We start from the raw sequence: 16992 nt of genomic DNA on the forward strand, positions 1-16992 counted from the left end.
GTCGCAAAGGGTTTAGCGAACGTTGTTAGCCAAAATAATATGAATAGGGCGTGTTCTCATTCTAAAGAGAACACGCCCTATTATACAAATATCATTCTCTAAACCAACCCTTTATAAAGAAAATAAAGTCCCACTACGAATAACAATACCGAAAAGCACTTCTTTAACAGTGGCGGTGAGAGCATATGAGCGACTTTTGCCCCAACTTTAGCGGTAAAAAAGCTCATACTCGCAATGCCCAAAAAGGCATAAATATGCACAAAGCCAATGGTATTGGGTACATCAACTTGCTGCTGCATACCAAAGAACATAAAGCCGAGCGCACCAGCAATGGCAATAGGCAAACCACACGCCGCCGACGTGCCTACCGCCTTTTGCATGACCACATTATAACGGGTGAGATACGGCACCGTTAAGCTGCCACCGCCAATACCAAAAATGGCCGAAGCCACACCAATAACACCACCTGCCGCAAGTTGCTTGGGTTTAGACGGTAATGCCACAGGCGTATGACTCGCATCACTCATATGTGTACGTCTTTTACCAGCGGTAAACATTCTATAAGCGACCCACAGTAAAAACACCCCGACAATCAGCTGCAGATATAACCCTGATATTTGCCCTGCTATCCCTGCTCCCAAAAAACACCCTAGCGCCAAACCAGGTGCTAGATTTTTAAAGACTGGCCACATGACGCCGCCCTTTTTATTATGCGCCATCAGCGAGCTGATCGAAGTGACGATAATGGTCGCAAGCGACGTCCCCAAAGCCAGATGCATAATGGTATCGGCATCGTAGCCCATTTGGGTAAAGACGATAAATAACAGCGGTACGATAATGGTGCCACCGCCCACGCCGAAAAGCCCGGCCGCAAAACCTGCTAGTGCACCTATGATTAAAAAAATGATTAGTTCCACGGGATAGTGTCTTCTTATATAGATTTATTTTCTGAGCAAGTGCTCTATATTAATGCCAGTTATGACTTATACAAGCTCAACTTGACCGACGTAATGATAAGCACGGTTAAAATACACTAAACTCTCATCTTGCCCGCTTGGGGATTCTGGAGGTTTGATAGCGACCACTCGGCACATCAGCACACTATGCGTACCCACTTCTTGAATGTGCTCAATCTCACAATCAAAGCTCACTAGCGCATCTTTCAGGATAGGCGCGCCTGTCACAAGCTCAGTCCAAACTCCTTGCTCGAAGCGCTCATCTGAGCTTAGTTTAGAAGCAAAAGCATTGGATAAGTGTTCATGCTGGGCACCAAGCACATTGACGCTCAAAACTTTATTATCTACAAAATGCCCATGCGAGCGCGCCGCTTGATTCATACACACCAGCAGTGTCGGCGGTGTATCAGTGACGCTACATACCGCCGAGGCAGTAAACCCATGAGTGCCTGACGAACCATTGGTGGTGATCACATTGACCGCCGTGGGCAATAGCGCCATGGCATCTCTAAAATCAGTGGCTTCAATCATATCTTTTATCATTACTACAATCCTGAGAAACGTTAAATCTATAAGTACCTTGTTAACTGAGGCCACTCATAAGCTTAAACAAGCCAAAACTTGTTAAGTTTTGCTAAACGCTCAGCTCTTGCCGCACGATTGCCGCACCAGCGCTCAGCGCATGTAGCTTGCCGCGTGCGACCTCACGAGACAACGGCGCCATACCGCAGTTGGTCGAGGGATACAGCTTGTCCGCATCGACAAACTGTAAGGCCTTGCGTAGCGTATCGGCTACCTCCTCAGGAGTTTCAATATCATTAGTGGCGACATCGATTGCACCAACCATCACTTTTTTACCGCGGATGAGCTCTATCAAATCCATGGGCACATGCGAGTTTTGACATTCTAATGAGACGATATCGATATTAGATTGCTGCAATTTAGGAAACGCTTGCTCATACTGACGCCACTCTGAGCCCAGCGTTTTTTTCCAGTCGTTATTGGCTTTGATGCCGTAACCGTAGCAGATATGTACTGCTGTCTCACATTGAAGTCCCTCTATAGCACGCTCTAGTGTCGCAATGCCCCAATCATTGACGTCATCGAAAAAGACGTTAAACGCCGGCTCATCGAATTGGATAATATCCACGCCTGCTGCTTCTAACTCGCGGGCCTCTTGATTGAGAATTTTAGCAAACTCCCATGCCAGTTTTTCACGGCTCTTGTAGTGACCATCATACAGCGTATCGATCATGGTCATCGGGCCGGGCAGCGCCCATTTGATCGGCTGATCGGTTTGCGCGCGTAGGAACCTTGCATCGTCCACAAATACTGGCTTTTGACGGCTCACCGCACCCACGACTGATGGCACGCTTGCTTCATAGCGATCACGAATTTTAACGGTTTTACGGTTTTCAAAATCGACGCCGTCTAAGTGTTCGATAAATGTAGTCACAAAATGCTGGCGGGTTTGCTCGCCATCACTGACGATATCTATCCTTGCATGTTGCTGTTCTTGTAAGGTCAGACGTAAGGCGTCTTGTTTTGCCTCTATCAGCTCATCACCTTCTAATGCCCAAGGTGACCAGATTTTCTCAGGTTCGGCCAGCCATGAGGGTTTGGGCAAGCTGCCAGCGGTTGAGGTCGGTAATAATATATGCATGTTATCTCATCTTTTGTATCGTAATATTTAATATCTAAAGCTCTATTAAGCCACTTGTTCATCAGCGCTTTTGTCTACCGCAAAGCCTGCTGCCCACTCATCTAGGATATCTTGATAAGGCGTAATAAATGTCTCTTCGGTGAACTTGCCTTGCTTCACTGCCAGCTGGCTGCGCTCCTCACGGTCATACACCACTTGCGTCTTTGAGTAGGCTTGGTAATTGAGACTGGGCTGATAGACCGCGCCTGCTCTGGAGTTGGCATTATAAATCTCAGGGCGATAAATCTTCTGGAACGTCTCCATCGTCGCAATCGCGCTAATCAGCTCAAGATCACTGTAGTCGCTGAGCAAATCACCGGCGAAATAAAATGCGAATGGCGCTACGCTTCCTGTCGGCATAAAGTAGCGCACCGTAAGACCCATTTTATGGAAATAATCATCGGTTAACGAATACTCATCCTGCTGGTACTCCGCGCCCAATACCGGATGCTGGTTGCCCGTACGCACATAGGTTCTCTTACTGGACACACTCAAGCAAATCACCGGCTGCTTATCAAACTGAGATTGGTAAGCCTCTGAACGCAATAAATGCTGAAACAGCTTACCATGCAGCACACCAAAGCTGTCTGCGGGCGGTGTGCCTGGGTTTTGTTCGAAATGCTCTGGTAGCACAATACTAAAGTCATAATCGCGCACGTAGGATGAGAAGCTATTGCCGACCATACCGCTGATACGGGAGTTATCCTTGTGATCGACAATCGTGGTTTGTAGCATCTCGATACTGGGGAAAGTATGACCGTCGCCTGCCACGTCTAAGTCAGCTGAGATGATATCCACTTCTACCGAATAACGATCGGCGTTGGGATTATCCCAATGCGCCAAGGCATTAAAACGATTGTTTATCATTGTCAGTGTCTTACAAAGGTTGTCTTGACGGTTTACGCCGCGCGCTAGATTGGCAAAGTTGGTCGTTAGGCGTGTGCTATCGGCAGGCTGATAGTGTTCATCAAAACGTATGCTAGATATGGTATAGGTAAATGGCTGAGTCATGATAGTCCCCTTTACTACTCTGATAGCTCTCGTCTCGAGGCCTCAGATAAAAGCTAATTTGTGTATGGGATGAATCATACCTTGAACCTAACATGAATAAAAACGATGTTATTTAAAGATAAGATGAATTTAATTCATCTATGCAGGTTAAGTGAGCGGCTATAAGAGGTCAATCACTGGCACCCTCAGCTCAATTGTCTTGCTCACCTCTAGGGCGTGTCAAACCTTCACAAAAGACACTGCTTTGTCCGTTCGCAATGCGAGAGCGATGCTCGAGTGGAGGGCAGAACTCTTTTTTGCCGCTTTATTGGTAACAATAGGCACTTAGAACGACTAAACTTAGCCAAGTAAGCCCGAAAAAATCCTTATTTAAGTGTGCTTATCAGTGCTCGACTGCGGCTTGCCACTCGGCGTCAACCATTTGGCAAACCATCCCGATAGATCATCCATCAATGTATATACCACCGGAATCACTACCAAGCTTAGTAGTGTCGAGGTGACAAGGCCGCCCAACACAGCTGCGGCCATCGGGCGACGGAACGTCGGATCGGCATCGCCCCACCCAAATACCAAAGGCAGCATCCCTGCGCCCATGGCGATGGTCGTCATGATAATTGGGCGCGCACGCTTGCGACAAGCATCAATGATGGCATCAAAACGAGCCAAGCCGCGGCGCTGAGCGATCAAGGCATAATCCACCAATAAGATAGAGTTTTTGGTGGCGATACCCATGAGCATAATAAAGCCAATCATCGATGGCATCGACAGGCTACTATTGGTAATGACCAAGCCGACAAACGCACCGCCAATCGAAAGCGGCAACGCCATCAGGATGGTAAAGGGCTGCAATATACGGCCAAATAATAAGATCAGCACGCCCAAAATACAGACCACACCGACCGACATGGCAATGACAAAACCACTAAACAGCTCTGCCATGTTTTCTGCCTGACCTTGGTCAATGATGGTAATCGATGGCGGCAGCGTCTGCATCGCTGGTACCGACTTGACCGCCTGCACCAAGTCGCCAAGCTCACCATCAGAAGGCTGCACAGTAATACTAATGGCGCGCTCACGATCGAGCCGGTTGATCTGGGCCGGGCCTGTCCCAAAGTTTAGATCGGCCACCTCGCCCACGCGTACCCCTTGTCCTGCAGGCAGCGCGCTTGGCACGTATAGGCCTTCTAATTGGCTGACGTTTTGTTTGGCGACATCAGGCAGTCGCACCACAATAGGAATCTGCCGAGTATCGAGATTAAGCTTAGATAAGCGCTGCTCATAGTCGCCGACCGTCGCCACTCGTAGCGTGGTGGCGATATCTTGCGTGGTGACGCCTTTATCTGCCATTGCCAGTCTGTCAGGCATGACCGTAAGCTCTTGCCTCGGCAGGCTACGGTCACTGGTCACTGCGCCGGCGCTGGGCAGCGCTCGGATTTCAGTCATAATCTGCTGGGCGGTCTGCTCTAGCACCTCTGGATTGGTACTGGTCAAAGAAAAGTTATAGCCCGTCTCGCCGCCGCTCGATAGACCAACGGTAAAGCGTGCGCCAGGTACCTCCGCGAGCAGATGACTAATTTTGCGCTCAATCTCTTGCTTAGAGATACGCTCTGCTCGCGGCGCAAGGACGATATCTAGCCCTGCGATATTTTCGGCTTTGCCGCCAGAGCTAGGCTCCATAGCAGCTTGCGCCTCCCCTACCGAGGTAAAGATATTGGTCACTTCGGGCATGGCCAAGATACGCTCACTGGCCATCGCTGCCACGCGCTCGGTATCTTCGAGCGCCACATCTGGCGTCAGCTCAATCTCAACACGCGTCTGATCGATATCATTGTCAGGAATAAAGGAGGTCGGTAGCAACTTCACCAGCATCAATGAAGCGACAAACAGCACCAAAGTTGCGCCGATGGTGATCCAGCGTTGTCGTAAGGTCCATGAAACAATCTTAAGATACCAATCCATCAGCGCGCTTTGTTTTTCCACGCGATTTTTTTCTGGCCGCAGTACGTAAGCTGCCATCATCGGCGTGATCAGTCGCGCTACCATCAAGGACGCAAATATCGACAAAGCCGCTGTCCAGCCAAACTGACGGAAGAACTGCCCAACAATACCGCCCATAAAGGCCGTCGGCAAAAATACAGCAATCAAGGTAAAGGTAGTAGCAACGACTGCCAGACCAATCTCATCAGCCGCTTCCATCGCCGCCTCATAAGGCGTCTTGCCCATACGCAGATGACGAATGATGTTTTCGACCTCTACGATGGCATCATCGACCAACACCCCAATCACCAATGACAATGCCAATAAGGAAATAATATTGAGACTAAAGCCAAACAGATACATGCCCAAAAAGGTAGGAATAACGGACAATGGCAACGCCACAGCTGCGACAATGGTCGCACGGATATTGCGCAAAAATAAAAACACCACCACGACGGCCAATAGTCCACCTTCTATCAGCATACGCAGTGATGCTTGATAATCCTCGGCGATAGGGGTGGCTCGATCATAGACTTTTTCGATACTGATATTGCCCGTATCGGCCGCCAGTTTGGCAAGCTCGGCATCGACGCGCTCCATGACCTCGACCTCACTGGCACCGCGCGAGCGGGTGATGTTAAACGCCACCACCGTCTGCCCATCAAGCTTAGCAATCGAACTTGGGTCAGCAGCACCATCGGTGATTTGCGCCATACGTCCAAGCGCTTGCGTGCCACCTGTCGGCACGGCCACTTGTAGGTCGTTTAAGTCGCTTGCGCGCTCGACCGCCCCAAGCACGCGAATGGTTTGCGTGGTTTTACCGACCTCGGCTTCACCACCTGAGCTGTCCTGCTGAATCCCAGCGATTTGCTGCGATAGCTGAGAGATAGGAAACTTTAAACCACTGAGCGCAATCGGGTCCGCTGCTACGGTGATCTCACGCTGCAGGCCACCGATACGGCTAACGGTACTGACACCAGGGATATCAGATAAACGCTTGGTGACCGTATCATCAACGAACCAAGACAGATCTGCCACATTCATATTTTCTGCAGCGACAGAATAAGTCACCACCGGAAACCCTGCGGTTGAGACCTTAGTAATAATCGGATCATTGGCCGCGGCTGGCAGATCCCCTCGCACCTCACCGACGGCTGAGCGTACATCATCGACCGCTTCTTGGATGTCTTTTTCTAAGACAAACTCAGTGACCATGGTGGCAGCGCCGGTTTGCAAGGTGGTGCGAATATGCTTGACACCTTCGATACTGGTCAGCTTATTTTCGACTTTTTTGGCAATGTCGTTTTCGAGCTGGGTAGGTGCCGCGCCAGGCAGGGTGACGGTCACCACCACGGCAGGCAAATCAATGTCAGGGAACTGCTGCACCTTCATTTGCATAAAGCCATAAATACCGCCCAACGTCAGCAGTACAAACAGCAAAATAGCGACCAACGGATTTTTAATCGAATAAGCAGATACATTTAGGCTCATGAGCGCGCCTGCGAAGCTGTATCAGCGTTATTATTGGATTGATTCAAACCATCGACGATGCGCACCAAGTCGCCATCGTTTAAAAAACTACCGCCTTGCTTGACGATTTGACTGTCGCTCGGCAATGGCTCTGTGACCGCCACACTATCGCCGAGACGCTCACCCAAACTCACACGCTGCTGCTTGATACGGCCTGTTTTTTGCGCTGCGTGGTCGGTGCGGATTTGTGTGACCATCATCACATAGTCATAGCCATCATTGCTGACCACCGCACTGTTAGGAATGGTTTGGGTGTTGCTGCTACCCAATAAAAACTCGCCTGTTTGATACATGCCAGCGCGTACTTTTGCGTTGGCCGCTAGGCTAGCATAGATGGTGATTTGGCGATTGTTGTCCGCTGTCGGCGCGATGCGACTGACTTGCCCCATCACAGAGTCGCCTCCTGGCAGGCTGACACGCACAGGCGTGCCAACAGTGACTTCCCCAACAAGCTTTGGATCGATATCTGCGCGCCACTCTAATACCCCGCCTTTTATAATGGTAAATAGCGGTTCACCGCCTGCGACCATGCCGACCTCCACCATTTTGTCACTGATGACGCCGCTGACTGGCGCGACGACCTTAGCGTTATCCAAGGTCAAACGCTGACTGTTGAGCCGCGCTTTTGCCGCCTGCAAAGACGCTCTAGCACGCACCTCAGAGGTGCGATAGCGATCGGCTTCTTGCCTACTAATGGCATCGATGTCTATCAAAGGTAAGACCCGTGCGGCATCGGCACTGGCATTGGCAAGGGTGGCTTCGGCTTCGGCCACGTCGGCTTCGGCTTGCAACACCTGCTGCTCCATCGCATCGGTATCAAACACCGCCAGCATTTGGCCTGCTTTGACGCGGTCGCCCTCCTCCACCAAGACGCGCTCGACAGCCACGCCATTGACTTTGGCACTGACATTGGCCGTATCTTTGGCACTAATCGTACCGTCGGCGCTCAAGGTATTGCCAATCGTATCTTGGCTAGGCATTACTATCTCAACTGATAGCACCGCCTGCGCGTCACTGGCCGCCTTATCCCCTACCTTATTGCTTGACGCGTTAGGCGTAGTGGGAGTATCCGTCGCCGTCGTCTTATCAGCACCCCAATATCTTCCCAATAAGACACCTAATACCAGTACCACCACCAATACCGGCCACAGCCATAAAGGCGGTTTTGCTGAAACGGTTGCGGGCGTACTGGGTTGACGGTACGGCGGTAGCTCTGTCTCGTTTACGGGTTTTGGGTGCGTCTTGTCAGAATCATTCATGGGTAGTCTCTATCAATACAAGCCATCATAAGATAAAACAGGGCGAGCAATGATAATTGCGCTATTTACTCATAACCTACTGTTTTTTAGTATAGTAATTTATAAAACCATTAAGAATAATATAATTTTGTTATTCTCTTATTACCCGCTGTCTTAAAGCCTTCAGCTGTAAAGTCCTCAGCTTAAAACGCTTCAGGCAACTCAAGCAGCTCAAGCATTGGTATAACGGCTGGCCTCAGGCATCCAGCGGTGTATTAATTGGCTGACGTCAGCTTTACGCGCGGGATCTGCAATCAGATGCTTGGCCAAGCGCTGCGCAATAGCAAATAACTGCTCATCGCGAATCAAATCAGCCAAATAATAGCCGACATTGCCTGTTTGTCGTTTGCCCAGCAGCTCGCCTGGTCCGCGCAGCTCCAAGTCTTTTTGGGCAATGACAAAACCATCAGTGCTATCTCGCAGCACATTTAGCCGCTCAGTGCCCGTCTCTGATAAAGGCTTTTGATAAAGTAGAACGCAGAAACTCTTGGTTGAGCCACGTCCAACGCGGCCGCGCAACTGATGCAGCTGCGATAGTCCCAGACGTTCGGCGTTTTCGATGACCATCAGCGAGGCATTGGGCACATCGACGCCGACTTCGATGACAGTGGTGGCAATCAATAAATCAAGATTGCCTGCTTTAAACTCCTGCATGATGGCTTGCTTATCAGCAGCTTTCATTTTGCCATGCACCAGCCCGATACGAATATCTAAGCGTGCACTTAAATCCTCAAACGTCGCTTCTGCCGCTTGCGCATCAAGCACGCTCGACTCCTCTACCAACGAGCATACCCAATACGCCTGCCTCCCTGCAGCACAGTTCACCGCAATACGCTCAATCACTTCATCACGGCGATTACGGTCAATCGTCACGGTGGTGATGGGCGTGCGTCCCGGTGGTAGCTCATCAATAATAGAGGTATCCATATCACCATAGACACTCATCGCCAGCGTACGCGGAATAGGAGTCGCGGTCATGATCAGCTGATGCGGCGTACTGCCTGCCACGCCTTTATTAGTGAGCGCCATGCGCTGCTCGACGCCGAAACGATGCTGCTCATCGATAATGACCAAGCCCAATTTGGCAAATTGCACTTGCTCCTGAAACAGCGCATGAGTACCGACCACCACTTGCACGGTGTTTTCACTTACTGCCTCTAGCGCTTCGCGGCGCTGCTTGGCGGTTTGCTTGCCCGCCAGCCAGCCCACACCGATGCCTAATGGCTCAAACCACTGTTTAAAATTTAACAGATGCTGCTCTGCTAAAATCTCGGTCGGTGCCATGACGGCCACCTGCCAGCCACTATCGAGCGCATAGCCCGCCGCGCCTGCAGCAACCAATGTCTTGCCAGCGCCCACATCGCCCTGCACCAGTCTGAGCATGGGGATCGACGTTACCATATCTGTGGTAATGTCTGTGAGCACGCGCCGCTGCGCACCGGTCAAATCAAACGGCAACGCGGCAAACAGCTTGTTAGCCAAAGGGCTATGAGTGGCACATTTGGGCGCTTTGTACTGATGCAACTGCTGGCGACGATATAGCAAGCTTAACTGATGGGCGGTCAACTCCTCAATGATAAGGCGCTGACACGCCGCGTGGCTACGAGCGCTGAGCTGAGTCAGCAGCTGATATTGCTGTCTGGCATCGGTATAAGTGGGCGGGGTATGCAGCAGGACCAATGCTTCAAATATCGTCAAGTTATAGACATTATTATTGGCCGTACTAGCAGCGCTGCTGGACTCATCGGCACCATGAGCTAGAGTATGATCTGGCACACGCCGCGCAAGCGTTGAAAATATATCATCTGGATAGTCCAGCTCTGCGGTCACTGCTGGTTTTGGCACAAAAGGCACCAATGGCAAATCTGCCACCACCGCAAAATCCGCTGGCGTAAATAGCGTCATCGGCAGACCTTGGCTGCGCACCGTCTGGAGTGCCAGCTTGATCAAGGTGCGCAATTTGTTTTGATGCAGGCCTTTGACAGTAGGATAAATGGGTTGCAGGCCGGTATTGGTGATGGCAGTACTATCAGTTAGTACCTGATATTCAGGATGGTGCATCTGCTTGCCATAGCGGCTGACTTTGACTTCACCAAACAGTTGCAGCCGCGTACCTACATTCATGGTCTGAACAAGACCACGATAGATCTTAAAAAATCGCAGAGAAATCGTGCCCGTATCGTCATCGACAATGACGGTCATGCCATTTCGTTTGGTATCGACATGTACCACACGTCCCGTAATCAACGCTGCTTGCCCGTGCTCCACATCAGCGATGGCCACCAAGCGGCTACGATCTTCATAATCACGCGGCAGGTGGAGCAGCAGATCAAATATCCGCTTGATATTCAACTGCGCCAACTGCGCAGCGACCTTTGTCCCAACACCCGCCAGCGCTGTCACTGGCATATCTAATGGCGAGACTGCGCCTGCTGGCCGTGTAGGTGCGGTAAAATGACTGAGGGACTGATTGGTGGATGTGGTCATCGAAGATCCTAACAATTTTTTATTTCCATCGACAAAAGCAAGTATTATCATCACACTATAAATCACTGGCTGATTTTATTATAACTGACAACACCATCGATTATGCCAAGCGATTTGATAACACGGTATCTAGCAGTCGACCCCCTCTAACAATGACATAGCGTTCCTGATATAAACTTTACTTGCGTACTGCGTACCTTCGATTCAGTCGCGTGCTTAAACAGATAACCACTTTATTTTGAACGGAATAGGGCGTGTCGTGCGCACGTGCTGCAAAGATGCCTAATACGATAAAAGCACCACAATTGATACATTGCAGTGCTTTTTATTCATTTATCTATAGTTAATACACTATAAAAATGACTATATAAATAATGTGATGCCATGACTTAACGAGCAGTCATATCATCATCGCTGGCTACGAGGCTACTTGACGCGTGCGCGGTATTTTACTGCCACGGTGTCATTGAGACCGACGCCCTGCAAATCCCAGCGTACGGCTTTGTAATGCTTGAGATCGACATCGACCAGCTGATTGTCTACGCGAGTACGCAGCGGCATGCGAGCAAAGGTGTTACCATCGACGCTGCCGTATGGAAAATCAGGTGCTACGGTACGCAACAGCTCGACCTGCTCAGGTATGGTCATGGTCACGGTCATCTTACGCACGCGGTCAGCGTTGGTATTGGTAAAGTACCCTTGATACTCCAGCACGTTTCCTGACTGCAGACGGGTGTTGGCATTGACTGGTACCAGCACTTCTTCGCCATTGGCATCGACACTGACCAAAGAGGCGGTGATTTTACTAGTGACTGCTTGAGCGCTTGAGTTACCGGCGTTGCTAGTACTCGTTTGTACCGCAGCTGAAGCGTCTACCGTCTGCTCTGGCGTTGGCAACATGGCAGAGGCTTGCGTGACGACCATTGCGCCGATAAGCGTACCAGCAACAACGTGAAATAAGCGATGTCCGCTCCATGCGCTAAATGGATTGGCAAAGTGGTTGGTTTTTTTCATGGTATTTATTATCCCTCGTTGATATATCGATAAAACGCCGCGCTACCGCTTCACTATCGGCATGACGCTCGCTCATCTATTGATGCGCGCGTGGCTCTCCGGCATTGGGCAGTATATAGTCAGTTCAAAACAAAGCTGTCATAAGTTCCAAAGCGCTACTAGGATGAATTTTTCGCAGCCTCTGTGTATACAGCACGCAAGGACAATTTATACCAGTAGCGCTATAACATTTTTAAATTGAATCTACTATAGTTGCATGCCAAAGGCGGCATTTATTTTTCTTGATTATCTTCGTTCGCGGTCTGTAAAGCAATAGCGTTTAGCATAGCAAAAACCCTATGGGTGTACATAAGCCCCGTGTTGCGGTTGTGTATATAGTGCATCAGCTCTGAAAATGATAAACACCACTGAAATAAAAGATGGCTCATAACGGCGTTTTTTGCTATGGTAATTCTTTAGCAATCGGCTTATTTGCCGCGCCTTTTTTATTCTAACCACTACTGCCCCTATTATGACTACTAGCGCCATGCCACAGATCAATCCTGAATACGTTCATTGGTTTCGCAACTCAGCCCCTTACATCAATACGCATCGCGGCAAAACGTTCGTGATTATGTTTGGTGGTGAAGCGGTCAACCATCCAAATTTTAGCACTCTAATCCATGACTTTGCCTTACTTCATAGCTTAGGTATCAAGCTGGTGCTGGTGCATGGCTCTAGGCCACAAATCGAAAAAAACTTAAAAGACGCTGCCATCACCTCGCCCCTGCATCAAGATATTCGTGTCACGCCGCGAGAAGCGATGCCTGCCATCTTACAGGCGGTCGGTGCCATCCGCCTACAGATCGAAGCGCAGCTATCGATGGGCTTGGCCAACTCGCCCATGTACGGCTCTCGTATCGATGCGATTTCTGGCAACTTCGTCACAGCGCGGCCTTATGGCGTCCGTGATGGCGTCGACTACCAAATGACAGGCGAAGTACGCTCGATCGACGTCGAAGCCATCAAAAACAATCTGCTCCACGACCATATCGTGATATTGGGCTCGATGGGCTACTCAGCAACAGGCGAAGTGTTTAATTTGCTCGCCGAAGACGTGGCGCTTAGCACCGCAGTGAGCTTGGGTGCCGATAAGCTTATTTTCTTAGGAGAAGAAGCCGGCATCAATGACAATGATCGCTTGCTACGCGAGATGATTCCAAACGAAGTCGATCGCTTCTTACGCGACCGTGACCTAAACTGTGAGATCAATTATTTCTTACACTGTGCCAGTGTGGCTTGCCGTCAAGGTGTCCATCGCACGCACATCATCTCATACGCCAAAAACGGCGCACTCCTCGAAGAGCTGTTCACCCGTGATGGCTCTGGCACCCTAATCAGCCACGACCCTTATGAAGAAATCCGCCACGCCAACATCGATGACGTGGTCGGCCTGCTCGAGCTTTTGACGCCACTTGAGGAGCAAGGTATCTTGGTGGCTCGCTCGCGTGAGCGCCTCGAGCAAGAAATCGACAACTACAGCGTCATCGAGCGTGATGGCATGATTCTAGGCTGCGCCGCTTTATACCCACTCGATGACGACTCAGCAGAGGTCGCTTGCGTCGCCGTCCATGCCGAATACCGTAACGGCAGCCGCGGCAATGATTTGCTGGCGTTTATCGAGCAGCAAGCACGTAGCCATGGCCTACACAAGCTCTTTGTCTTAACGACTCGCACCGCCCATTGGTTTGTCGAGCACGGTTTTGCCGAAGTCGATGCCAGCGCTCTGCCTGCTGCGCGCCGCGAAAAGTACAACAACGGTCGTAACTCTAAAGTCTTTCAAAAAACCTTATAATCTAGGCAGGCTTTAGTCAACCGCTACGCCAAACCAAAAAAGCCCTCATTTATAAACGAGGGCTTTTTTATCAATACTAAAAAGCGATAGGACAATTTTTTATAGCGAACTGACTATACTTTATCAATGTCGCTTTACAAATGGCACTTTATAAGTAATGCCTTATAAATGACACCTACTAGAGACAATCTCACACAGGTATCAGCCTATCAATGTCAAACATAACACTAAAAGCAATGAATGCCCCTAATGCGTTATTTTACGTTTAATAGCTCAACCGTAAAGATAAGCGTGCTGTTTGGCTCGATACCCGCGTTGCCCGCTTCACCATACGCGATGTCTGATGGGATATAAAACTCGTATTTTCCGCCCTCTTTCATCAGCTGCAGACCTTCTGTCCAGCCTGCGATGACTTGATTGAGTGGGAATTCAATTGGCTCGCCGCGCTCGTATGAGCTATCAAATACTGTACCGTCGATCAGCTTACCTTCGTAATTGACTTCGACCACATCGGTGGCTTTTGGTGATTTGCCTGTACCTGCTTTGATGACCTTGTACTGCAGACCAGAAGAGGTTTCTTTTACGCCTTCTTTCTTAGCGTTTTCTGCTAAAAAGGCTTCGCCTGCCGCTTTGTTTTCTGTGGCTTTGGCTTCCATGTCTTTAACAAACTTTTCTTCTTGCTCTTTTTGATAATCCATCAAGACTTGTTGCATCTGCTCTTGGGTCAGTGCTGAGTCGTTGCCTTCATAGCCATCGCGAAAGCCTTGCTCAAAAGTATCAAGATTTAGATCACCGACCGCTTCTTTGTTACCTTCGGCCATCATATAACCCAAGCTATAGCCTACTTTTTCGTTCACCGAGCTTTGCTCAGTGATTGAGATGCTTTGCGCCGCGGTTTCTTGATTGCCGTTATTGGTGCTACAGCCTGTAACTAACAACATAGCGCTAGCAAGTGCACCAACGCTTAAGGTAGTGATTTTTTTCATAAAGTACTCTCAAATTGTAAGAATAGTGGCAAGATGTCACATGTTCCTATGATAGCAAATCTTGGTTTTAGGAGCCATGTTTGGCAAAAAATTATCGGGCGAATGTACAGTCTGTGTTAATATTTCCTGTCACGATAACAAGTTATCACACAAATACAGTAACACGTTAAGCTTTCTATCTTTAAATCCCCTAATACATCAGCTAAGCTGAATGAGTTGAGGTGATAAGTAACCGAGTGTAACTCTTTATCATGGATGATGCGACATTGGTAGTACAGCAGTTGGTACAAGGTAAGCCGATGTTTTTTCGATGAATTTTTACACTTAAAAATTATAATATCGCCGTATAACTGACTTAAAAAAACTATTTATCATAACCATCTATGTTGGTTTCGCTCGCTGATAGCAGTACCTAGCCTATCGTTTGGCGGCTTTTATATGATGATTAAAGGAGGATAAGATGAATCCAATGTATGCGTCTTTTAACGGTTATCTGGGTGGGCCTATTGGTTCCATCATTGGGGCTATTTTGATATTTATTATTGGTTGGCTTGTCGCACTGGGTATCGCGGCTTTGGTTCGCAATGTATTGTCTAAGGTGAATCTCAACCAACGCATGAATTCTTCAACTGGCAAAACCTACGATTTAGAAGGCATCATCTCTAAAATCGTATTTTGGTTTATCTTTATCATCGCCATTTCTGGAGCGTTGAACCAATTGAATCTGAACTCCATTTCGACGCCGTTTGCCAATATGGTCAATCAAGTGCTGGCCTTTATCCCTAATCTGATTGGCGCTATCGCTGTTGGGGTGATCGGTTGGGTCATCGCCACTGTGGCACGTACCGCTATCAATGCCGCCCTTGCTAAAACCTCGATGGATGAGCGCCTAAGCGCACAAGCAGGCGTAAAACCCATGAGCAGTACGATAGCCGATATGGTTTATTGGTTCATCTTATTGGTGGTATTGACCATGGTACTCGGTCAATTAGAGCTTGATGGTTTGTTTGCGCCATTGACCAACATGGTTGATAAAATCTTTAGCTTTATCCCTAACATCGTCATTGCTGGCGTGGTGTTTGTCGTCGGCTACATCATTGCAAAAGTGGTGCGCGGTATCGTCACCAATCTTGTATCTACCTTTAATATACAAGAGCTGGCCTCAAAAGCTGGCTTAAGCGAAAAAAACAGCCTGCCGAATATTGCAGGGTCTTTGGCGTTTTTAGTGGTGATTATCCCGACGATTATCGCGGCCTTAAACGCTTTAAAAATCGAAGTAATTGCGCGCCCAGCGACCAATATGCTAAACAAAATCATGGAAGCGTTGCCAAACATCTTTATGGCAGCAGCTATCTTAGTGGTGACGTTTTATGTGGTGCGTATGGTTGCCAATATCATCAAAGGTTTGATTGAAAACACAGAGATCAATCAGATACCTGCCAAGGTTGGCCTACAAGAAACCATGGGTGATAAGAAAGTCTCTGATCTTGTCGGCTATGCCATTGTCTTTTTTGCCATGCTGTTTGCCGCTATCGCTGCCGCGGATTTATTAGGCTTTGAGCCAATCTCAGCCATCATTGCGATGTTTATCGCCTTTGGTGCCAATATTATCTTGGGCGCGATTATTCTGTTCATCGGCTTTTGGCTTGCCAACATCATCGCTGGTGTGGTGGAGCGCTCTGAGCAAGGCTCACAGTTCTTAGCAAACATCGTGCGCGTCTTAATCATGGGTCTCGTACTTGCTATGGGTCTAAAAGCGATGGGCATTGCTGATTCTATCGTCAACCTAGCCTTTGGTCTGACACTAGGCGCAGTTGCCGTGGCCTTTGCTCTCTCGTTCGGTCTTGGTGGTCAAGAAGCAGCTGCTCGCTTCTTACGTAAGATGCAGGACAAAATGGACAAGGAGCAAGAGGAAGCCAAAGCCAAGTCTACGCTACAGCCGAGCGCATCAACTCGTGAGAAGTTTGCTGACTCTGTCCGCGAAAACACCCCATCAGCGGCAACGAAGAGCACTGAAACTCACACTGATGTCGTCGATACCACTCGCGTCGATACCGACGCTATCGACACCGCTGATATCGATAACGATGTTACCGATGGTAGTATCACTGATGCAGATATCGACAATAACAACTTGCTACCAGGTAGCGGTCTAAACGACGATATCAATAATAAATAATTTGCTCTCGAAGTATGT

General features: G+C 49.0%; 11 protein-coding genes. 2 read left to right on the top strand and 9 right to left on the bottom strand.

Features of this window, described 5'->3' with window-relative positions; genetic code table 11:
* Positions 1-98 precede the first annotated feature (98 nt).
* From C6W44_RS04355 to C6W44_RS04390, 8 genes are all read right to left on the bottom strand, one after another.
* Positions 99-917, bottom strand: coding sequence for a sulfite exporter TauE/SafE family protein (locus C6W44_RS04355; RefSeq protein ID WP_105244374.1), 819 nt, complete (start codon positions 915-917; stop codon positions 99-101).
* Between the two features lie 66 nt (positions 918-983).
* Entirely contained in the window at positions 984-1487 is a 504-nt protein-coding gene (locus C6W44_RS04360) for a flavin reductase (RefSeq protein WP_192995414.1), read from the bottom strand.
* A gap of 103 nt (positions 1488-1590) precedes the next feature.
* Positions 1591-2619: a methionine synthase gene (locus C6W44_RS04365; RefSeq protein ID WP_105244376.1), complete on the bottom strand. Its 1029-nt coding sequence runs from the start codon at positions 2617-2619 to the stop codon at positions 1591-1593.
* Between the two features lie 45 nt (positions 2620-2664).
* Positions 2665-3669, bottom strand: a complete 1005-nt coding sequence (locus tag C6W44_RS04370; RefSeq protein ID WP_105244377.1) for a DUF1852 domain-containing protein — start codon at positions 3667-3669, stop codon at positions 2665-2667.
* A 369-nt stretch (positions 3670-4038) separates the two neighbouring features.
* Complete coding sequence (locus C6W44_RS04375) at positions 4039-7137, bottom strand: efflux RND transporter permease subunit (RefSeq protein WP_105244378.1); 3099 nt, start codon at positions 7135-7137, stop codon at positions 4039-4041.
* Positions 7134-8435 carry an efflux RND transporter periplasmic adaptor subunit gene (locus C6W44_RS04380; protein WP_105244379.1) on the bottom strand — a complete coding sequence of 434 codons (1302 nt, stop codon included), beginning with the start codon at positions 8433-8435 and terminating at the stop codon, positions 7134-7136. Before C6W44_RS04380 ends, C6W44_RS04375 begins: the two co-directional genes overlap by 4 nt.
* A gap of 210 nt (positions 8436-8645) precedes the next feature.
* On the bottom strand, positions 8646-10961 hold the full coding sequence (recG, locus tag C6W44_RS04385) for an ATP-dependent DNA helicase RecG (protein ID WP_413772314.1): 2316 nt from the start codon (positions 10959-10961) through the stop codon (positions 8646-8648).
* Positions 10962-11387: 426 nt separating this feature from the next.
* Positions 11388-11975, bottom strand: a complete 588-nt coding sequence (locus C6W44_RS04390; protein WP_105244380.1) for a hypothetical protein — start codon at positions 11973-11975, stop codon at positions 11388-11390.
* A gap of 511 nt (positions 11976-12486) precedes the next feature.
* On the opposite strand from C6W44_RS04390, the gene argA reads away from it, so the two are divergent.
* Complete coding sequence (gene argA / locus C6W44_RS04395) at positions 12487-13809, top strand: amino-acid N-acetyltransferase (RefSeq protein WP_075102463.1); 1323 nt, start codon at positions 12487-12489, stop codon at positions 13807-13809.
* A gap of 254 nt (positions 13810-14063) precedes the next feature.
* Here argA and C6W44_RS04400 read toward each other — a convergent pair whose 3' ends face one another.
* On the bottom strand, positions 14064-14795 hold the full coding sequence (locus C6W44_RS04400) for an FKBP-type peptidyl-prolyl cis-trans isomerase (protein ID WP_105244381.1): 732 nt from the start codon (positions 14793-14795) through the stop codon (positions 14064-14066).
* 460 nt (positions 14796-15255) lie between these two features.
* Here C6W44_RS04400 and C6W44_RS04405 point away from each other — a divergent pair, with 460 nt between their 5' ends.
* On the top strand, positions 15256-16974 hold the full coding sequence (locus tag C6W44_RS04405) for a mechanosensitive ion channel (RefSeq protein WP_105244382.1): 1719 nt from the start codon (positions 15256-15258) through the stop codon (positions 16972-16974).
* The last annotated feature ends 18 nt before the right edge of the window (positions 16975-16992 follow it).

The sequence above is a fragment of the Psychrobacter sp. Marseille-P5312 genome (genome assembly GCF_900291405.1).
Taxonomy (GTDB): domain Bacteria; phylum Pseudomonadota; class Gammaproteobacteria; order Pseudomonadales; family Moraxellaceae; genus Psychrobacter; species Psychrobacter celer.